We start from the raw sequence: 19,559 nt of genomic DNA on the forward strand, positions 1-19,559 counted from the left end.
GGCGAGCGCTTCATCAAAGCCATGGCGGCGTAATGTTCAACCGCCCGCCCACACACGGAAATCCTGACAGGCCCGGCAGGCGCACGTCTGATGTTCCTTCCACCCTATAGCCCCGACTTCAACCCCATGGAAAAAGCGTTCTCGAAGCTCAAGGCAATGCTCAGAAAAATCGGCGAGCGGACCGTGACAGGCCTGTGGGACCTCATCGGCAGGCTCGTCGATATCTTCCAGCCCGACGAATGCGCCAACTACTTCAGCTCGTGCGGATATGATCCAAACTGATCGAAAACCGCTCTATCTTTTTCCCTTGCCTTGGGTCGGCGCGCCTAGGCTTCGTCGGTGACCGGCTTGGCACGCCCGCGCCGTTTCTCGGTGAACCAGATGCCGATAATCGCCAGTTCGTAGAGGATGATCAGCGGGATCGCGAGCAAAAGCTGCGACCCGATGTCCGGCGGCGTCAGCACCGCCGCAATGCCGACCGCCGCGACGATCGCATAGCGCCGCGCGCCGATCAGTTGCTTGCGAGTAACAATGCCGGCGCGTTCGAGCAGCATCAGCAGCACGGGCAGCAGGAACGAAATCCCGAAGCCGAACATGAACTGCATCACGAAGCCGAGGTAATTGTTGACGTCAGGCAGCGCTTCCTGCGTCACCCCGCCCAGATCGCCCTGAAAGCCCAGCAGGAACTTGAGCGCAATCGGTATGGCGATGAAATAGGCCAGCGACGAACCGAGTGTGAACAGCACCGGCGTCGCGAGCAGGAACGGCAGCAGTGCACGTTTTTCATTGCGGTAAAGCCCGGGCGCCACGAACTGCCACAGCTGCGTCGCGATCACCGGCGATCCGATCATCATCGCGGCGAAAAACGCGACTTTCAATTGGACGAAGAACCCGCCGAACACATCGGTGTTGATGATCGTCTTCTGCCCCGCCGCGACGAGCGGATGGACGAGGATTTCGAGAATCTGCCGCGCAAAGCCGAAGCACAGCGCAAACGCCAGCGCGACCGCGATCACGCAATAGATCAACCGCCGCCGCAGCTCGACCAGATGATCAAGCAGCGGTGCGCGGGATGCGTCGATTTCGCTCGTATCTTTGGCCGGCGCGTTCATTTGGGCGGTTCGATCGGCACGCTGGCATCGGGGTGGAGGCCGAGCGCGGCATCGATCTCATCAAGGCTCGGCGGTGGCGGCCCGGTCAGCACCGGCGCGGCCGTCATCACCGGCGGCGCATCGACATCGTCGCTGGTTTCAGGCGCAAACGGCACCATGGGTGTGGACGGCGTGAGCGCGGTGTCGCGCATGATGCGCTCATTTTCCTGCGCCCATTTTTCTTCGAGCTCTTTCAGCTCGGCTTCGCGCATCATCGTATCGAATCCGCTGCGGACCTGGCGCATCACGCCGCGCCCGCGACCGACCCAATAGCCGACCACACGCATTGCCTTGGGCAGGTCCTTCGGGCCGATCACCACCAGCGCGACGAATGCCACCAACAGCAGCTCGGACGAGTCAACACCGAACATGCGGCGGACTTAGCCGTCCTTGGCGGCGGGCTCGGGCTCGGCCTTGGCGTCGATCCGGCTCGCGGGCTTACCGTCTTCGTCCTCTTCGGACAGGCCCTTTTTGAACTGCTTAACGCCCTTGGCGACATCACCCATCATCGCCGAGAAGCGACCGCCACCCAGCACGAGGATCGCGACGCCACCAAACAGCAGCCAATGCATCAGGCTGAAACCACCCATGATCATTCTCCTAAACGCTCTAACCGCCTATCTAGGCGTCTTCCTCGCCATTTGCCACCTCGGCGTGTTCGAAAGCGAGATCGATCGGGTCGAGCAGTCCGGCAGCGCGCAGATCGTCGATGCCGGGCAAGTCACGGCGGCTGATCAAGCCGAAATGCGCGAGAAATTCGGGCGTTGTCGCATAGAGCAACGGTCGCCCCGGCACTTCGCGCCGCCCCGCCGGGCGCACCCACCCCGCCGCCATCAGCACGTCGAGCGTGCCCTTTGAAATCTGCACGCCCCGGATTGCTTCGATTTCGGCGCGGGTGACGGGCTCGTGATAGGCAATGATCGCCAGTGTCTCGACGCCCGCACGACTCAATTTGCGCGGTTCCTCGCGGTCGCGGCGGAGCAGATGGGCGAGATCGGCGGCGGTCTGAAAATGCCAGCGGTCGCCGCGCTGGACGAGTTCGATCCCGCGCCCGGCATAATGCGCGGCCAGCTCGACCAGCGCGTGGCGAACATCGCCTTCCCCTGCATGCGCGCGGATCGCCTCAACCGTCAGCGGATCGTCAGCGGCGAACAGCACGGCTTCGACCGCGCGGACATAGTCATCGACCGGATCGCCGCTCATGCCGGCCGCCGCAGATAGAGCGGCGCGAACGGCGCTTGCTGGCGCAGCTCGACCCGGCCCTGCCGCGCGAGTTCAAGCGACGCGAGAAACGACGACGCCAGCGCTGACTTGCGGAAAGTCCCCCCCGCCCCTTCAGGCAAAAATTTCTCGATCGTCGCCCAGTCGATCGTCTCGCCAACCAGCCGCGCCACGCGGTCGAGCGCGGCTTCGAGCGTCATCACCGGGCGACTGGCGACGATATGCATCACCGGTCGTGTCCGGGCGGTCACCCGGCCATAGGCTTCGATCAGGTCATACAGGTCAGCCTGCCACGCCGCCGTGCGGATCGTCTTCAGCCCCTCGGGCGCGGCGCGCACGAACACATCGCGCCCCAGCCGATCACGCGCCAGCAACCGCGCCCCCGCTTCGCGCATCGCACTCAGCCGTTCGAGCCGCAATTGCAACCGCAGCGCGAGTTCTTCGGGGCTCGGTTCCTGCTCGGGATCACGCGGCAGCAGCAGCGCCGATTTGAGATACGCAAGCCACGCCGCCATCACCAGATAATCGGCCGCGACTTCGAGTTTGAGCGCGCGCGCCCGGTCGATGAAATTCAGATATTGTTCGACCAGTTCGAGGATCGACAATTGCCGCAGATCGACTTTCTGCGTGCGGGCAAGCGCGAGCAGCAGGTCGAGCGGCCCTTCCCAGCCATCAATGTCGAGCGTCAGCGTATCGGGATCGGCGTCCATCGCCCAAGCCTTGCCGGATTTTGCGCTTGAGCGAAAGTCGTTGCGCCGATCGGTCGCGTCTCGGAAAAATCCAGTGCCGCAGTGCAATAAAACAAGTTGATTTTCCAGTAACGATGCGGCCCATGATAAATATTGACCAAGTTCTACCTCTGTGATAGGTTACGAAACAAGGCAAATTTGTAACGCATTAAGGCATCGGCTCGCCACGGCAAGTCGATCCCAAGATGCGCGCACTCTTGGGGAGAGTTGTGCCATGAAAACTCGGATCGCTCGCATCTTGGCCAGTGTCGCGATGGCGGCGGGTGCCGCTTCGCCAACCGCCGGCACCGCGCAAAGCTCGGTCGCCTATCTGTCGCAGGGCCCCACCTGGACCAACGCGACCCGGACCGCCTTCTACAGCCAGGATCAGGGCTCACAGATGATCCCCTATGCCTGGCTGAGCGCGATCAAGACGCCCGACGGCAAGCCATTCCTGTTCGATCAGCTCCAGCGCTACGGCTATTTGCCCAACGCCTTTGCACCCAGCGGCACCAATCTGCCGATCGGCTTCACGCTCGCGGGGCCTGCGGGCAACCAGATGGCGGGGATGACGTGCGCGGCATGCCACACGCGCAACATCGTCGCGAATAATGTTACTTACCGCGCCGACGGCGGCCCGGCGATCGTCGATTTTCAAGCGCTGCTCGTCGATATGGTCGGCGGCGTTGGCAAAGCGCTCGCCAGCGATGCCGCGTTCGGTGATTTCGCCACCGCCGTGCTCGGCGCAGGCGCGACGCAGGCGCAGCGCGATAATCTGAAGCTGTCGGTCCAGACTTGGTATGATCGCGAAAATGCGATGATCACCAATGCCCTGCCGCGCGCCGATCTCTGGGGCCTCGGGCGGCTCGACGCGGTCAGCATGATCTTCAACCGGCTGGCCGGGCTCGATCTGGGACCGGCGCCGACCTATCTGATCGCCGACAATATCCGCACGGCCGATGCGCCGGTGCGCTATCCCTTCATCTGGAACGCGCCCAAGCAGGACAAGACGCAGTGGCCGGGTTTTGCCGACAATGGCAATGATCTGCTTGGCCTCGCGCGCAATCTGGGCGAGGTTTACGGCGTGTTCGGCGTCTATCACCCGGTCAAATCGGGCACGGTGATCAGCAATGTCAATTTCCTGAAAGGCAATTCGGCCAATTTCAGCGGGCTTGGGTCGCTCGAAGGCCTGGTCAAGAAAATCGGCGCGCCGCGCTGGCCGTTCGCGGTCAACACCCAGCTTGCGGCGCAGGGCAAGGCGATTTTCGGCCGCCCGACCGAAAGCGGCGGCTGCGCTGCCTGCCATGCCGAAAAGCCCGGCGTGACGCGCCCGCTTTTTCAAGCGACCTGGGCAACGCCGATCCAGGACGTCGGCACCGACTCGCACCAATATGCCATCCTCGGCCGCGACGCACAGTCGGGCGTGCTTGAAGGCGGCAAGTTCCGCCTCGTTGGCACGCCGATCCCCAAGACGACGACGGCGTTCAAGCTGCTGAGCTTTTCCGTGATCGGGTCGATCCTGCAGCAAAAGCTCAGCTTCATCGGGCTGGGCGCCGCGCCAAAGAATAATGCCGACACGCAGAACGCGCTCGCGGGCGCCTTCCGCGAGGATGCCGTCAATCCGCCAACCGACACGTTCAAATATGAATCGCGCGTGCTCTACGGCATCTGGGCGACCGCGCCCTATCTGCACAACGGCTCGGTGCCGTCGCTCGCCGATCTGCTCAAGCCTGCGGCCCAGCGTCCGGTGACATTTGCGGTCGGCCAAAACTATGACACCAGCCGCGTCGGCCTCGCCACGCAGCAGCCCGGCGCCTATACACGCACCACCACGGGCTGCGAAGCGCGCGGATCGGGCAACAGCCGTTGCGGCCACGAATTCGGGACGACGCTGACCGACGCTGAGAAGACGGCGCTGCTGGAGTATCTGAAAGTTCTGTAGCGGCGCTTCTGCTTGAGTCACCCACCTGGCACCGTTCGCCCTGAGCTTGTCGAAGGGCCGTCCTTCTTATGCGACGTCCTCGAAGAAGAAGAGCAGTGCTTCGACAAGCTCAGCACGAACGGGTCGGAGGAATTCCCTCAACCCCGAAACGTGTCCGGCGCTCAGGCCAGCGCGAGCAGCGCGTCGCGCTTGGCGATCAGTTCGGCGAAATCGCCTTCGCCCGGCTTGATCGTCGCCATGGCGCGGTCGAGTCGTGCGCGGGAGGCGTCGGGCATGTCGCCGATCCGCCCCGCGATATCGACCATCTCGTCCATCCGCGCCCAGCAATCGAGCACCAGATCGCAGCCTGCCGCCAGCGCCCCCGCCGCTTTCTCGCCGGCTGTGCCGCTCAACGCCTTCATGTCGATGTCGTCAGTCATCAGCAGCCCGTCAAAGCCGATCCGCGTGCGAATGATGTCGTGGACGATTACCGGCGACAGCGTCGCGGGCCGCGCGGCATCCCAGGCCTCGAACACGATATGCGACGTCATCCCCATCGGCGCGTCGCTCAGCGCAATGAAGGGCGCGAGATCGATGTCGAGTTCGGCATCGGACGCGGTCACCGTCGGCAAATGATAATGCGTGTCGACCACCGTGCGGCCATGCCCCGGCATATGCTTGACCACCCCGACCACGCCGCCGCGCCGTAAGCCATCGATCACCGCGCGACCCATCGCCGCCACCCGCTGCGGCTCGCGACCATAAGCACGCGTGCTGATTGCGTCGGTCGTATCGGGCTGCGCGACGTCGAGCAACGGCAGGCAATCGACGTTGATCCCGACCTCGACCAGCATCAGCGCGATCGCCTGCGCATTGGCGCGCGCGGCCTCGATCGCAGACATCGGCGCGATCTCGTACAAGGCATCAAACGCGGGACCCGCCGGGAAGGCCGGCCATTCGGGCGGCGCCATCCGCGCGACCCGACCGCCTTCCTGATCTATCAGGATCGGCACATCGTCGCGCCCGGTCAGCGCGCGTAACGAGTCAGTTAGCGCGCGAAGTTGAGTCCGGTTCTCAACATTGCGGCGAAACAGGATGAACCCGCACGGCGCGCTCTCGGCAAAGAAGGCGCGCTCGTCGTCCGTGAGCGAAAGGCCGCTCAGCCCGAAAATTACCGGCTTCATCAGCACCCCGCGTTGATCAGTTCGGCGGGACGAAGCAGGCTTCGCCAGCGACCTTCAGCTTGCCGCACAGCTCGGTCGCCGCACTCGCGCTGCCGGCATTGACCCGCAGGCGAAACACCGTGCGGCCATTGACGGCGGCCTGCTCGACCGAATGGCCGAGCGGCGCGACATAAGCGAAACGCTTCGATGCCGCTGCCCAGGCGCCATTGGCCGCCGCAGCGGTCGGGAACGACCCCAATTGCACCAGCGCGCTGCTCGATGTGCCCGCCGGAATCGGCTTGCCGCCGCGGAGCGTGACGGGCGCTTCGGGCATTTGCTTCAGGTCGATCTTGGCGTTTTTCGGCCCCTTGCCTTCGCTCGTGGCGAAGGAGGTATCGCCCTCGCCCTCGACCTTGCGGCCACCGGCGTCTTCGGGCTTGACCTTGTAATCGCCTTCCTGCGCGGCAATCAGCTGGCCGTTGCCGTCGACTTTGCCACCGCCACCGCTCAGCGCGACATAGCCGAACACCAGCAGCGCAATCAGCACCAGCCCGCCCATGATCAGCGGCAGCATCCGCATGATCGACGGGCGCTCCTGATAGTCTTCGTCGGCGGTTTCGAGCCAGGGCAGACGCTCTTCGTCGTGCACGGTGTCGCTGCTGCTTGCCATCAATTCAACTCCTCTACCGCCTCGACGCCCATGATCGCCAAGCCGTTGCGGATCACCTGTCCTAGCGCATCGGCAAGATAAAGTCGCGCGGCGGTAAGCGCAGGGTTGTCCAAGATCAGGAATCGCCGCTCGGGGCGGTCGTTGCCGACATTCCACTGCGCATGGAAGGCCGCGGCCAGATCATAGAGATAGAAAGCCACCCGGTGCGGCTCGCGCGCGGCGGCGGCAATCTCGATGAGGCGCGGGAATTGCGCCGCGAATTTGACCAGCGCCAGCTCCTCGGCATCGAGCAGCGTCAGATCGGCGCCCTCGGCGGAAATCCCCGCCTCGGCAGCTTTGCGCGCGAGCGAGCGCGTGCGGGCATGCGCGTACTGAACGTAGAAGACCGGATTGTCCTTCGAAGCTTCGACCACCTTGGCGAAGTCGAAATCCATCTGCGCATCCGATTTGCGGGTCAGCATCGTGAAGCGCACGACATCCTTGCCGACTTCGCGCACCACGTCCGCCAGCGTGACGAAATTGCCCGCGCGCTTTGACATTTTCACCGGTTCGCCGCCGCGCAGCAGCCGCACCATCTGGACGAGCTTGACGTCGAAGCGCGTCTTGCCTTCGGTCAGCGCCTGCACGGCGGCGGTGATCCGCTTGACCGTCCCGGCATGATCGGCGCCCCAAATGTCGATCAACTGGTCGGCGCTCTGGCTCTTCTGGAAATGATAGGCGAGATCGGCGCCGAAATAGGTCCATTCGCCGCTCGACTTGCGGATCGGTCGGTCCTGATCGTCGCCGAACTGCGTCGAGCGGAATAGCGGCAGCACCACGGGCTCCCAATCCTCGGGCTCCTGCCCCTTGGGCGCTTCGAGCACACCGTCATAGATCAGGTCGCGCGCGCGCAAAGTCGCCTCAGCCGCCTCGGGCTTGCCAGCGGCTTGCAGCGCAGCCTCGGACGAGAAGAGATCGTGATGGATGCCGAGCAGCGCGAGATCGGCCTTGATCAGGTCCATCATCGCCGCAACCGCATGCGTCCTGAACGGCACCAGCCACTCGACTTCGGGCGCCGCGACATAGCGGTCGCCAAACTCGGCGGCCAAGGCCTCGCCCACCGGCACCAGATAGTCGCCGGGATACAGGCCTTCCGGGATCGCAATCGTTTCGCCCAGCGCCTCGCGGTAGCGCAGGTGGACCGAGCGCGCGAGCACATCGACCTGCCCGCCCGCGTCATTGACATAATATTCGCGCACGACCTTGTTGCCCGAAAATTCGAGCAGGCTCGCCAGCGCATCACCGACCACGGCACCGCGACAATGGCCCATGTGCATCGGCCCCGTCGGATTGGCCGAGACATATTCGACGTTGATCGTCATCGGATCGGCGCGCGTCACGCGGCCATAGTCAGCGCCTTCGCCGGTGATCGTGCGCAACTCGCTCCGCCAGCTATCCTCGCCCAGCGTCAGGTTGATAAACCCCGGCCCGGCGATCGCCACCGAGGCGACTTCACTCAGCGTGCCGAGTTCGGCCGCGATCCGCTCCGCCAGCGCACGCGGCGCCATCCCTGCGGGCTTGGCGAGCACCATTGCGGCATTGGTCGCGAGATCGCCGTGGCTGGTGTCGCGCGGTGGCTCGACCGTCACGCCGCTGCGGGCAAGCGCGGCGACTTCGGGAATCCGGTCAAGGGCAGCATCGAGATGCGCGGTAAAGCGAGTGTAGAGCGTCATGCCCGCGCGCTTAGCCCAAGCCGGGGCGCTGCGCAAAATCATACCGAAACGGTGGCAACTTTGGTGGCATCGCTTTCAGGGTAGTGGTAATGATTGCCATTGGGGGATTGATGACATGGCAAATGATCCAGCCGACGAAGCAACGACACCGGCGCCAAGATGGTGGGACTCGTTCATCATCCCCGGCACGCTGCTTATCGGCCTCAGTATTTTTCTGTGGTTCGTCTATCAATATTTGGCGATACTGCCGATCGCCCAGCGCTTCACGATCGAAGGGACGCGGCTTATCCTCGTGCTGACGCTGATCGTCAGCATGCTCGCCTTCGGGGGACTGATGATCGCGCGCGCGCTCTATGGTGCGGGCGATCCCGACGAACTCAACACTCGCTATCGCCTCGCGCGCGAAGTGTTCCTCGTCTTCGCGGGCACGTTCGGCACGGTGACGGGTTTTTACTTCGGCTCTGCGGGCACGAACGCAAGTCCGGTAACCCCGCTGTCGGTCAAATCGTCTTTCGCCGACGGCAAGGTGGTGGTCGGCATCGAGGGCGGCACGGCCCCATTCATCGGCCTCCTCACCGCTGACGGCCAGGCAGCAGGCACGTCGATCAACAGCGCCGACCGCGCGATCAGCTTCACTATCAGCGATCGCACCTGCCCCAAGAAAGCGAAGATTACCGTCGTCGATGGACGCGGCCAGCAAAGTGAGACGATCCTCGCGTGCGACGGGCCGGACGCGGTCGATACCGGCAATGTCACCGCGCCCGCCGCCGACAACGCCGTCGACACTGCACCGGTGACGAACAGCACCAACCAATAGGCAGCGATTGCCGGGCTGGACACGCGCGCCAAAGGCGGCAAGCTTGGCGGCATTGCCCGCTGAAAGGATTGCCATGCGCCGGATCGCCCTGTTGCTCGCCACTGCCCTGATCGCGACCTCACCTGCCCTTGCCGCGCCCAAGGGTCAGGCGGGTAAGGTGTGGCAAGCGGCAGAGGCGTTGCGCGCCGAACAGCTCACGCTGCTCGAACGCCTCGTCAACATCGATTCAGGCACGGGCGACAAGGTCAGCGGGCAAAAGGCGCAGGAACTCGTCGCCGAACAACTCCGCGCGCTCGGCATGGACGTGGCGCTCATCCCGGCCGAAAACCCGGCCTATCCCCACAATCTCGTCGCGACGCTCAAAGGGCGCGGCAAGGGGCGCGTGCTGCTGATCGCGCATACCGATACCGTGTTCGAGCCCGGCACTGTCGCCAAGCGTCCGTTCAGCACCGACGGCAAGCGCGCCTATGGCCCCGGCGTCGGCGACGAAAAGGGCGGCGTGGTTGAAGGGATCATGGCGATCAAGCTGCTGTCGCAATTGAAGCACGACGATTACGCCTCGATCACGTTCCTCGTCGAGACGTCCGAAGAGCGCGGCTCGCCGGGCACGCGTGGGCTGATCACCAAGCTCGTCGGGACGGCCGATGTCGAGCTTAATCTCGAACCCGGCGACGCACCCGATACCCTCACCGTGTGGCGCAAGGGCAGCAATTCATTCGACATCACCGTCAAGGGCCGCCCCGCGCATGCTGGAGTCGCGCCGCAGCTCGGGCGCAATGCCGCGCTTGAACTCATTCACCAGATCCAGCTCGCCGATGGCCTGCCCAAGGTCGGCGACGGCGTGACCGCGAACCTGACGCTGATGAAGGCGGGCAGCCGCTACAACATCATCCCCGAAGACGCATCGGCGACATTCAACGTCCGCATCCGCGATAAGGCGCAAGGTGAAGACGTCGACGCGGTGTTCCGCAAAAATGCCGCGACCACGATCATCCCCGACACCGTCGTGACGGTAAAGCGCGAGATCAGCTATCCGCCGCTGCCCGACAACCCCCAGACGCAAGCGCTCGCGACGCTCGCCGAGCGCATCTATGCCGAGCTCGATCGCCGGATCGCGCGCGGCGGCAATGGCGGCGCGTCCGAATCGGCAATGGCCTATGAAGGCGGCGTCGCCGCGCTCGACGGGCTCGGCCCGATCGGCGGCGGTTTCCATTCGGAACTGGAATATATCGAGCTCGATTCGCTCACGCCCCGGCTTTACCTGCTGACGCGGTTGATCATCGAAACGGGCAAGAACCCACCCGTGCGGCGGCAATAGCGGCGATTGAATTTGGGACTTTGAATCCTCACCGTTCGTTTCGAGCGAAGTCGAGAAACAGGCACCAAGCGACGTCGCCCGTGGCCTGTTTCTCGACTTCGCTCGAAACGAACGGGGGAGAATGAATTCATCAGCGCCTATTGCGGCCCCGCATAATCGCTGAACCGCGTAATCTCGGGCTCGAACACCATTTTCACGCTGCCGGTCGCGCCGTGGCGCTGCTTGGCGATAATCAGTTCGGATAGCCCCTGCACCGCGTGGATCCGCTGACTCCATTCGTCATGCTTCTGGCCGACCGAGGGCGCGCTGTCGGCCATTGGCTTGCTCGGCTCCTGCATCGCCAGATAATAATCCTCGCGGAACACGAACATCACGATATCGGCGTCCTGCTCGATCGATCCCGATTCGCGCAGGTCCGACAGCATCGGCTTCTTGTCTTCACGGCTTTCGACCGCGCGGCTGAGCTGCGACAGCGCGAGCACCGAGACGTTCAGGTCCTTGGCCATCGTCTTCAGCCCGCGGCTGATTTCGGAGATTTCCTGCACCCGGTTGTCGCTGGCGCGGCTCCCGCTGCCGCTCAGTAACTGGAGGTAGTCCACCACCACCAGCCCGATCTCATTCTTGTGCTTGCGCTGCAGCCGCCGCATCCGCGTGTGCAGCCCGCTGATCGACAGGCCGGCGGTATCATCGATGAACAGCGGCAGGTTCTGCAGCTCGATCGATGCCTGCACCAGCCGCTGCATTTCGGCGCTGTTGAGCTTGCCCATCCGCAGCTTTTCCGAGCTGATCAGCGATTGTTCGGCCAGGATGCGCGTCGCGAGCTGATCGGCCGACATTTCGAGGCTAAAGAAGGCGACCTTGCTACCAACCGAGCGATCGGCGGGGATGCCGTCGGCAATGTCGCGCATGAAGCGTTGCGCGGCGTTGAAGGCGATGTTGGTGGCGAGCGAGGTCTTGCCCATGCCCGGCCGCCCGGCGAGGATCATCAAGTCCGACTTGTGCATCCCGCCGGTCTTGGTGTTGATCGATTCGAGCCCCGTCGTGATGCCCGACAGGCTGCCCCCGGCGTTGAGCGCGCGCTCGGCCATTTTGACCGCCATCGTCGCGGCCTGGCCAAAGCTCTTGATCGCATTCTCGCTATTGCCCTCGGCGGCGACCTTGAACAGCGCCTCTTCGGCGAGTTCGACTTGCTTGCGCGGATTGACTTCCTCCGACGTGTCGGTCGCGCGGTCCACCATCTCGCGGCCCACCGTCACTAGGGTCCGCAGCATCGCGAGGTCATAGATTTGAGTCGCGAAGTCGCGTGCGCCGATCAGCCCGGCCCCGCTGCCCGTCAGCTGCGCGAGATAGGCGGGGCCACCGAGCGCACGCATCCCTTCGTCTTCGGTGAACAGCGGGCGCAGCGTCACCGGCGTTGGCCGCATATCGTTACCGCGCAGCCGCTTGATCGCCGAAAAAATGCGGCCATGGACCGGCTCGTAGAAATGCTCCTCGGTCAGCCGGTCACCGATGTCGTCGGCAATCCGCTCGTCGAGCATCATCGCGCCGAGCAGCGCCGCTTCGGCCTCGACATTCTGCGGCAAGCTTTTGGGAACCGCGACTAGCGGGGTGGGATCGACAGGATGCGTGGCCATGCCGCCTTTTCGGCGTCCCCGCCGTCGCGATCAACCCGGCGCGGCCAATCTGCGGTGGATAAGTGCGCGTGCGCTTGGGCGTTGATTCGGCGGCGCGTTCGCCCGATAGGCTGATGTCATGGCCGATCCCCGGATCATCGACGTCAAGCTCGACGAGCGCACGATATTGTGGCGTAGCGCCGATATCGAGCAGGAGCGGCGCATTGCGATCTTCGATCTGATCGAGGGCAATTATTTCAAGCCGTTACGCGAACATGCCGATGGCTATGCCGGCCCCTACCGGATCGAGCTGAGCGTCGAGGAAGGGCGCCTCGCCATCGCGATCGGGCGCGAGGATTCGACGCCGCTCGAAACCTATATCCTCGGGCTCGGGCGCTTCCGGCGACCGATCAAGGATTATTTCGCGATTTGCGACAGCTATTATCAGGCGATCCGCGCCGCGACGCCGCAACAAATCGAAACGATCGACATGGCCCGGCGCGGTATCCACAACGAAGCCGCCGAACTGCTCAAGGAGCGGCTTGAGGGCAAGATCGACATTGATTTCGATACGGCGCGGCGGCTGTTCACGCTGATCTGCGTGCTCCATATCAAGGGATGAGATGAGCGAAGCCGCCACCTTAATCGCCGCCGCGCGCGCCGCCGCCGCGCACGCCCATGCCCCCTATTCACGCTTCCACGTCGGCGCCGCACTGTTGCTGAGCGACGGCAGCATCGTGACCGGCGCCAACTTCGAGAATGCGAGCTACGGCCTTTCGCTCTGCGCCGAGACCGTGGCGGTCGCGACCGCGAGCGCTTCGGGGCGGCTCGCCGACATCGTCGCGGTCGGCGTGATCGGCGGGATGATCGGGCCGGAGGGGTTGCAAGGCGCCGACCCGGTGACGCCGTGCGGTCGCTGCCGCCAGGTGCTCAACGAAGCCGCACAAATCGGCGGCCGCGACCTGGTGATCCACTGCGCCGGAGGGAGTGGCGACGCCTTGGCGAGCTTCAACCTGTCGGACCTGCTCCCGCATGCATTCGGCCCGGCGAATTTGGGGATGGCGTAGCGCGCGGGACCTGGACCGGGCTAAGGCGCCGCATACCCGCGCTCAGCACTTCGCGGCAGTGACTTTCAGCCACGGGCCTTGGACGCCGTCATAGCCGCCGCCGATCGCTTCCTCGATCCGCACATCGGCCCATGGCGCCGCTGCTCGATAGAGCCGATCGGCCTGATCGGGCGACAGATAGTTGAAATAGCGGCCAAAACGATCGCGACCTGCGACCCCGCCCGCCTTGTAGCTGGCAAAATGCGTTCCACCGGGTCGCAAGGCGCGATGTGTGGCCGCGAGAATGCCGCTCAACGCCACCAACGGAACATGTAGCAACGACGCCGACGCATAGACGGCGTCATAGCGTTCGACCTCATCAAGCTCGTCGAATCGCATCACCCGGACGGGGCGCTGCAACCGCTCCGATGCCTTGGCGGCGATTTCGGGCGTGCCATCGGTGGGGTAGACCACAAAGCCCTGCGCGATCATGAACGCCGCGTCGAGACCGCCGCCGCATCCGAGCTCGAGGATCTCCGCACCGGGCTTCAACTGCGCAAGAAAGCCCTCCAAATGGCGGCTGATGCCCCCTGTGCCGGACGCGGTGTAAAGCGGCGCTTCCTTCGCATAGAAGGACAAGGTCGCGTCATCGAAAGCCGTCATGCCTCCGGTTTAAGCCGATTTTGGCGGCAACAAAAGCAATCTTCGGGGGCAACGAAATGTCTCGGACGATCATGGCAAAGTGTCGCTGTCATGCCTCGCGGGAGCGGCTTCGTCGCCAGTTGCGCTTTGTGCCCCCAGCCGCGCGCCCCCCGGTTGATCAGGGCCGATCGCTCGATATCTTGCCCCGCGCTGGCGACGGGCATCATCGCACCGGGTGAAAGGGACTAGGATGCAGATCGGACTGATTGGCGGGATCGGCCCCGCCGCGCAGGATTATTACACACGGCGACTGATCGCGCTGTTCTCCGCTGCGGATACGGCGCTCGAGATGACGACGGTCCATGCCGACGCGCCGACCTTGCTCGGCAATCTTGCGGCCGATCGCCACGCGGATCAGGCCGCCATCTTTGCCGCCTTGGCCGCGCGACTCCAGCGCGCCGGGGCCGGCTGTGTGGCGGTGACGTCGATCGCCGGGCATTTCTGTCGGACGGCATTTACCGCGCTGTCGCCGCTCCCCGTCATCAGCATGATCGACGCAGTCGCCACAGACGTGGCGGCGCATGGTTGCACCCGGATCGGGGTCCTCGGGACGCGGACCGTGATGGAATCGCGCTTCTACGGGGGGATCACCAGCGCCGACGTGATTGCGCCGCGTCAGCCCGAGCTTGACGACGTCCATGCCGCCTATGCGGCGATGGCAACCGCAGGGACGATCACCGCGGCGCAAAAGGCCATCTTCGAAACCGCCGCGCATCGCTTGATGGCGGATGACGGGTGCGACGCGATTCTGCTCGGCGGCACCGATCTGGCGCTGGCGTTCGACGCCACGAGCAGTACCTTTCCGTTGATCGATTGCGCCGCGATTCACGCGGCAGCGATCGCGCGTCATGCGATGCCACCGACGGCCTGAGGATATCGGCGCAACCGGAACGCCGCCAATCTCCCCGGCGGTCCCCCGCTTGCACTTTGCCCCCTTAACCGCGAAAGCTTTTCGCCAAGTCCAACCTGGGGAAGCCACCATGTCCATCATGTCCGATCGCTGGATCCGCGAGCAGGCGCTGAGCTCAGGCATGATCGAGCCGTTCGTCGAAAGCCAGAAGCGTGACGGCTGCATCAGCTATGGGTTGTCGTCCTACGGCTATGACGCGCGGGTGTCAGACGAGTTCAAGATTTTCACCAATGTCGATTCCGCGATCGTCGATCCCAAGAATTTCGATTCGAACAGCTTTGTCGATCGGAAGACCGATTGCTGCGTCATCCCGCCCAACAGCTTTGCGCTCGCCCGGACCGTCGAATATTTCCGGGTGCCGCGCGACGTGCTCGTCATTTGTCTCGGCAAGTCGACCTATGCGCGCTGCGGAATCATCGTCAACGTCACCCCGCTCGAGCCGGGCTGGGAGGGGCATGTGACGCTCGAATTCTCGAACACCACCCCGCTCCCGGCGCGCATCTACGCCAATGAAGGCGCGTGCCAGTTTCTGTTCCTGCAAGGCAATGAGCCGTGCGAAGTCAGCTATGCCGACCGCGCGGGCAAGTATATGGGCCAGCGCGGGGTGACACTGCCCAAGCTGTGAGCCTGATCACGCTTCTGAGCCTGATCACTCAACTGCGACCCGTTCGTTTCGAGCGAAGTCGAGAAACAGTTTGCGCCGCGCACTTGGCCTGTTTCTCGACTTCGCTCGAAACGAACGGATGGTGGGTGATTCCGCCTTGGCGCCATCGCGGCCTAAACTGAGACAGCGCTTCCTGCTTGATGGGCGCTTTGCCGCACGCGGGCGGTCGGGCGGCGCTCGAACGAAAAAGGGCGGCCCCGCAGGACCGCCCTTTGAACGTCATCCAGATCGCGATCGATCAGAAATCGTTGCGATATTGTTCGTTGCCGATGAAGCCCAGCTTGCCGACGCCCGACTTTTTGATCACCGCCAGAATTCGGTCGACGACTTCGTAGCGCGCCGCCGGATCGGGCTGGAAATGCAATTCTGGTTCGGGGTCGATCGTCTTGGTTTGATCGAGGAACTGACGCAGCGTCACGTCATCGACCGGCTGGCCGTTCCACGCCACGACGCCGGTCGGATCGATCGACACCTTGTTCTTGTCCGCATTGACCTGCACCGAATTCGGATTGTTCTGCGGCAAATCGACCTTCACCGCATGCGTCTGGATTGGAAGGGTGATGATGAACATGATGAGGAGCACCAACAGGACGTCGATCAACGGCGTCGTGTTCATTTCCATCATCGGCTCGCCATCATCGGAGCCGCCGCTCATCGACATAGTGTGTAACTCCTAAATCTGGGCGAGCGCATCAGCGTTCGGTATCGGATGTGCCTGCGGGCGGCTGCGAGATGAAGCCCACCTTCGCAAAGCCAGCCTGTTGCATCGTGTAGATCGTCCCGCCGATGCACCGATAGGGCGTATCGACGTCGCCGCGGATATGCGCTTCGGGCAGTTCGACGCCGGCGGCGGTGGGGCCCCCCTGGCGGTTGATTTCGAACTTCAGCTTCTCAACCGCACGATCAAGCAATTCCTTGCTGGTTACCGGGATCCGGTTCCAGAAGACTTCGCAGGTGTCGCCGGGGCCTCCGCGCACCACCAGTGAGACGTTTTCGGGCTTCGTCGCCGTTGGGTCGTATCGCACGTCGGGCAGCTTGACCTTCACGTTCTGAACGACGACCGGAACCGCGATCAGAAAGATGATCAGCATCACCAACATCACGTCGACCAGCGGCGTCGTGTTGATGTCCGACACGGGCTTATCGGCGGTGTTTCCGCCAACACTAATCGCCATTGCAAGCTATCCTATTCTTTGGACTTCGGTCGCGAGACCATCGCACCGGCGGGGCGCCCCGATCCGCAGATCAATGGGCGCCGCGCCAGTGAGCGATCAGGCCGCCGTCGGCTTGGCCGGCGTCGCAGGCTTCGGCGTGGTCGCGCCGCCCTTGGGTGCGGCAACCTTCGGGCGCACCTTGCCGTCCGAAGCAATATAGCCGAGCACGTCATTCGAGAAGCCCGAGAGATCTTCGGCAATCGCCTTGTTACGACGCTGCAGCCAGTTGTACGCGAGCACCGCCGGCACCGCGACGACGAGACCGAGCGCGGTCATGATCAGTGCTTCACCGACCGGGCCGGCGACCTTGTCGATAGACGGATCGCCCGACAGACCGATCTTGATCAGCGCGCGATAGATGCCGATCACGGTCCCGAACAGACCAATGAACGGCGCGGTCGCACCCACCGTCGCGAGGAAGGCGAGGCCGCCGCTGAGCGCCGAGTTGATCGACGCTTCCGAGCGGGCGAGCGAGCCATGCACCCAGTCATGCGCTTCGACCGAATCGGTCAGCAGCATGTGCTGGGACTGCGCGGCAAGACCGTCATCAACGATCTGGCGATAGGCCGAATTCTTGTCGAGCTTGGCGGCGCCTTCAGCGAGGCTGGCCGAGCTCCAGAAGCCTTCACGAATGCGCTTGCCCTGGCTGATCACCTTGTTCTGTTCGAACAGCTTGGTGAACAGGATGTAGAGCGAAACGAAAAGGAAGATCACGAGGATGGCGAAGGTCGACTGCGACACAAGGCCGCCTTCGCGCAGTGCGGCCGTCAGACCGTACTTGTCCTCTTTAGCAGCAGCGCCGCCGGCTGCGAGAATGAACGTGAGCATAGCTTTCTTTCCCTAATTTGGTCGATCTTGAATTCAGTCGATCTTGGCCAAAAATAAATGCGCCGATGCGGCAGGCTCGCCACCGCATCGGCGCGGTTCGTTATTCGTCTTGCAACTGCCAGCGGATCGTCATCGCCGTTGTCGATTCGACCGGATTTCCGTCGGTATCCTTGGCCGCATCAAAGCGCAGCGACCGCGTGGCAATCCGGCACGTCGTCTCGTCGAGCTGACCGCTGCCGCTCGCGTTAGTTACCCGGCACGAAGATACCCGACCGTTAGGGCCGATGACGAGCGAGATTCCAACTCGACCCTGAACGTTCAGACGCTTTGCCTCCGCCGGATAATAATCTGGCGAGAAGTAGTCTTGCGCATTGCCGCGCAGCTTTGCTTTCGCGCCCAAGCTTGGCTTCGGCGGGGCCGCAGGCGGCGCGGGCGGCGCTGGCGGCGCGGGCGGCGCTGGCGGCGCCGCGATCGGCGTCAGATTGATGCGCGGCGGCGGCGTCGTCACCGTCTGGATCTGCACCGGTGGCGGATTGGGATTCTGCACGATCGGCGGCGGCGAGACGACCGGCGGCGGTGTCTGCGGCTGATCGGGCGGCGGCGGTGGTGGCGGCTCTTCCGGCGGCGGCGGCGGCGGTGGCGGCGCGACGTCGAACGTGTTGAGCTTTTCGGCAGCCTTCTTGACGTACTGATACGCAAGGCCGGTGACGAAAGCATATCCCAATGCGGCCATGAGGATCGCGACGAGAACCGCCGCGACTATCCTTGTACCGTTATCTTGCCGGTCTGCATAAGCCATTCAGGTACGAAACTCCCGGTTTGCCCGAGCCATTGTGAAATCGGCTTGCCGGCCGTCGCGGCACGCCGAAGTCTGGCTGTGAGCCATTATATCCTCAACCAAGGCCCAAGTCTCTATCGTCCCGTCTGAAGGGACGCAAACGCTTTGTCAGGCGCAACATTTGTACAATCCACGCGTGGCAGAATTATTTCTGTATAACAAAGACCCGATCCGTTAACGCCATCGGCATGAGGATCGTTCCAAGAATCGCCGCTTTCCGGGCGTTTGCCGCGCTCGCGCTGGTCCCTTTTGCCGCCGTCGCCGGACAGGTGCCGCCGCGTACATCGGGCGTTCAGCCTGTTGTGTCTCCCCAATATGCCGACATCACCGATCTGGTGCTGCGGTCACCACTGGTGATCGATTCGGTGATCCGAAGTGCGGTAAAGCTCGACGGTCCGCAGGCGATCGGCACCCCGCCGGGCTATGTGCGACTCTACATCGAAGCCGATGTTATCGCCTTGATTCGCGGCAAGGAAGCGGTGCCTGCGCGGATCGGCTGGCTCTATGACGTCGCGCCCGATGCGCGTGGCCGGTTGCCGCGCTTGACCAAGCGCCGCGTGCTGGCCTTTGCCCGGCCGATCGCCGGGCGAACGAATCAGGTCCAGCTGACCGGCGCCGATTCGCAGCGCGACTGGTCCGCGCCTGCCGAAGCGCTGACGCGACGCATCATCACCGAATCAATCGCCCCCGATGCGCCGCCGCGCATCACCGGTGTCGGCAATGCCTTTCATGTCGCAGGAACGCTGCCGGGCGCCGGTGAGACGCAAATCTTCCTGCAAACCGAAACGAGGCGACCGGTATCGCTGAGCGTGATCCGTCAGCCGGGCGAAGCGCCGCGCTGGGCGGTCGCGCTCAGCGAAATCGTCGACGAAGCCGCCGCCCCCCCGCCGCGCGATACCTTGCTCTGGTATCGCCTCGCCTGCGGCCTGCCCCGGTCGCTGCCCGGCGCCGCGCTGGCATCGATGGAACCCGCCGATCAGCGCGTAGCGGCCGAGGATTATCGCTTCATCCTCGGCGCGCTGGGGCCGTGCACGCGCTAGTCG

The 19,559-nt window shown here is 63.8% G+C and carries 22 protein-coding genes and 1 pseudogene; 9 read left to right on the forward strand and 14 right to left on the reverse strand.

Annotated features, from left to right (window positions below):
• Positions 1-75: 75 nt before the first annotated feature.
• Positions 76-282: pseudogene (locus tag K2W81_RS14715) on the forward strand (transposase); the annotation flags it as partial.
• A 44-nt stretch (positions 283-326) separates the two neighbouring features.
• Here K2W81_RS14715 and tatC read toward each other — a convergent pair.
• The 5 genes from tatC to K2W81_RS14740 are packed head-to-tail and all read right to left on the reverse strand — an operon-like array spanning position 327 to position 3,082.
• Entirely contained in the window at positions 327-1,112 is a 786-nt protein-coding gene (gene tatC, locus K2W81_RS14720; protein ID WP_294105671.1) for a twin-arginine translocase subunit TatC, read from the reverse strand.
• Positions 1,109-1,522, reverse strand: a complete 414-nt coding sequence (tatB, locus tag K2W81_RS14725) for a Sec-independent protein translocase protein TatB (protein WP_294105674.1) — start codon at positions 1,520-1,522, stop codon at positions 1,109-1,111. The genes tatC and tatB overlap by 4 nt, the downstream gene beginning before the upstream one ends.
• Before the next feature lie 9 nt (positions 1,523-1,531).
• Positions 1,532-1,741: a twin-arginine translocase TatA/TatE family subunit gene (locus tag K2W81_RS14730; protein ID WP_294105765.1), complete on the reverse strand. Its 210-nt coding sequence runs from the start codon at positions 1,739-1,741 to the stop codon at positions 1,532-1,534.
• Positions 1,742-1,772: 31 nt separating this feature from the next.
• On the reverse strand, positions 1,773-2,354 hold the full coding sequence (scpB, locus tag K2W81_RS14735) for an SMC-Scp complex subunit ScpB (RefSeq protein ID WP_294105676.1): 582 nt from the start codon (positions 2,352-2,354) through the stop codon (positions 1,773-1,775).
• Positions 2,351-3,082, reverse strand: a complete 732-nt coding sequence (locus K2W81_RS14740) for a ScpA family protein (RefSeq protein WP_294105679.1) — start codon at positions 3,080-3,082, stop codon at positions 2,351-2,353. The genes scpB and K2W81_RS14740 overlap by 4 nt, the downstream gene beginning before the upstream one ends.
• A 253-nt stretch (positions 3,083-3,335) precedes the next feature.
• Between K2W81_RS14740 and K2W81_RS14745 the strand changes: the two genes are divergently transcribed.
• Positions 3,336-5,042, forward strand: coding sequence for a di-heme-cytochrome C peroxidase (locus K2W81_RS14745; RefSeq protein WP_294105682.1), 1,707 nt, complete (start codon positions 3,336-3,338; stop codon positions 5,040-5,042).
• Between the two features lie 161 nt (positions 5,043-5,203).
• Here the strand turns inward: K2W81_RS14745 and nagZ are convergent, their stop codons facing one another.
• From nagZ to argS, 3 genes are read right to left on the reverse strand one after another with little or no spacing between them, the layout of a single operon-like run.
• Positions 5,204-6,205, reverse strand: coding sequence for a beta-N-acetylhexosaminidase (gene nagZ / locus K2W81_RS14750; protein ID WP_294105685.1), 1,002 nt, complete (start codon positions 6,203-6,205; stop codon positions 5,204-5,206).
• Between the two features lie 16 nt (positions 6,206-6,221).
• A complete protein-coding gene (locus K2W81_RS14755; protein WP_294105688.1) occupies positions 6,222-6,854 on the reverse strand; it encodes an SPOR domain-containing protein in 633 nt (210 codons plus the stop codon).
• Positions 6,854-8,566, reverse strand: coding sequence for an arginine--tRNA ligase (gene argS / locus K2W81_RS14760; RefSeq protein WP_294105691.1), 1,713 nt, complete (start codon positions 8,564-8,566; stop codon positions 6,854-6,856). Before argS ends, K2W81_RS14755 begins: the two co-directional genes overlap by 1 nt.
• 115 nt (positions 8,567-8,681) lie before the next feature.
• Between argS and K2W81_RS14765 the strand changes: the two genes are divergently transcribed.
• Both K2W81_RS14765 and K2W81_RS14770 read left to right on the forward strand, forming a co-directional pair.
• Complete coding sequence (locus tag K2W81_RS14765; RefSeq protein ID WP_294105695.1) at positions 8,682-9,383, forward strand: hypothetical protein; 702 nt, start codon at positions 8,682-8,684, stop codon at positions 9,381-9,383.
• Positions 9,384-9,456: 73 nt separating this feature from the next.
• The gene (locus K2W81_RS14770; protein WP_294105698.1) at positions 9,457-10,701 is read left to right on the forward strand and encodes a glutamate carboxypeptidase; all 1,245 of its coding nucleotides are present in this window, start codon (positions 9,457-9,459) and stop codon (positions 10,699-10,701) included.
• 137 nt (positions 10,702-10,838) lie between these two features.
• Here the strand turns inward: K2W81_RS14770 and K2W81_RS14775 are convergent, their stop codons facing one another.
• Positions 10,839-12,335 carry a replicative DNA helicase gene (locus tag K2W81_RS14775; protein WP_294105702.1) on the reverse strand — a complete coding sequence of 499 codons (1,497 nt, stop codon included), beginning with the start codon at positions 12,333-12,335 and terminating at the stop codon, positions 10,839-10,841.
• Positions 12,336-12,453: 118 nt separating this feature from the next.
• Here K2W81_RS14775 and K2W81_RS14780 point away from each other — a divergent pair, with 118 nt between their 5' ends.
• Both K2W81_RS14780 and K2W81_RS14785 read left to right on the forward strand, forming a co-directional pair.
• A complete protein-coding gene (locus K2W81_RS14780; RefSeq protein WP_294105708.1) occupies positions 12,454-12,936 on the forward strand; it encodes a UPF0262 family protein in 483 nt (160 codons plus the stop codon).
• A gap of 1 nt (position 12,937) precedes the next feature.
• Complete coding sequence (locus tag K2W81_RS14785; RefSeq protein WP_294105711.1) at positions 12,938-13,381, forward strand: cytidine deaminase; 444 nt, start codon at positions 12,938-12,940, stop codon at positions 13,379-13,381.
• Between the two features lie 42 nt (positions 13,382-13,423).
• On the opposite strand, the gene K2W81_RS14790 is transcribed toward K2W81_RS14785, so the two are convergent.
• Positions 13,424-14,023: a bifunctional 2-polyprenyl-6-hydroxyphenol methylase/3-demethylubiquinol 3-O-methyltransferase UbiG gene (locus tag K2W81_RS14790; protein ID WP_294105713.1), complete on the reverse strand. Its 600-nt coding sequence runs from the start codon at positions 14,021-14,023 to the stop codon at positions 13,424-13,426.
• A 229-nt stretch (positions 14,024-14,252) separates the two neighbouring features.
• Between K2W81_RS14790 and K2W81_RS14795 the strand changes: the two genes are divergently transcribed.
• The gene (locus tag K2W81_RS14795; protein WP_294105717.1) at positions 14,253-14,933 is read left to right on the forward strand and encodes an aspartate/glutamate racemase family protein; all 681 of its coding nucleotides are present in this window, start codon (positions 14,253-14,255) and stop codon (positions 14,931-14,933) included.
• Positions 14,934-15,042: 109 nt separating this feature from the next.
• Entirely contained in the window at positions 15,043-15,597 is a 555-nt protein-coding gene (dcd, locus tag K2W81_RS14800) for a dCTP deaminase (RefSeq protein ID WP_294105719.1), read from the forward strand.
• A 277-nt stretch (positions 15,598-15,874) separates the two neighbouring features.
• On the opposite strand, the gene K2W81_RS14805 is transcribed toward dcd, so the two are convergent.
• The 4 genes from K2W81_RS14805 to K2W81_RS14820 form a co-directional block, all read right to left on the reverse strand.
• A complete protein-coding gene (locus tag K2W81_RS14805; RefSeq protein WP_294105721.1) occupies positions 15,875-16,297 on the reverse strand; it encodes a biopolymer transporter ExbD in 423 nt (140 codons plus the stop codon).
• A 31-nt stretch (positions 16,298-16,328) separates the two neighbouring features.
• The gene (locus K2W81_RS14810; RefSeq protein ID WP_294105724.1) at positions 16,329-16,811 is read right to left on the reverse strand and encodes a biopolymer transporter ExbD; all 483 of its coding nucleotides are present in this window, start codon (positions 16,809-16,811) and stop codon (positions 16,329-16,331) included.
• Between the two features lie 96 nt (positions 16,812-16,907).
• Positions 16,908-17,678 (reverse strand): MotA/TolQ/ExbB proton channel family protein, encoded by a 771-nt coding sequence (locus K2W81_RS14815; RefSeq protein WP_294105726.1) that lies wholly within the window; start codon positions 17,676-17,678, stop codon positions 16,908-16,910.
• Between the two features lie 100 nt (positions 17,679-17,778).
• Positions 17,779-18,411 carry an energy transducer TonB gene (locus K2W81_RS14820; protein WP_366932270.1) on the reverse strand — a complete coding sequence of 211 codons (633 nt, stop codon included), beginning with the start codon at positions 18,409-18,411 and terminating at the stop codon, positions 17,779-17,781.
• Between the two features lie 293 nt (positions 18,412-18,704).
• On the opposite strand from K2W81_RS14820, the gene K2W81_RS14825 reads away from it, so the two are divergent.
• Complete coding sequence (locus K2W81_RS14825) at positions 18,705-19,556, forward strand: hypothetical protein (protein ID WP_294105731.1); 852 nt, start codon at positions 18,705-18,707, stop codon at positions 19,554-19,556.
• Positions 19,557-19,559: the final 3 nt, after the last annotated feature.

It is taken from the genome of Sphingomonas sp. (assembly GCF_019749955.1).
Lineage (GTDB): Bacteria > Pseudomonadota > Alphaproteobacteria > Sphingomonadales > Sphingomonadaceae > Sphingomonas.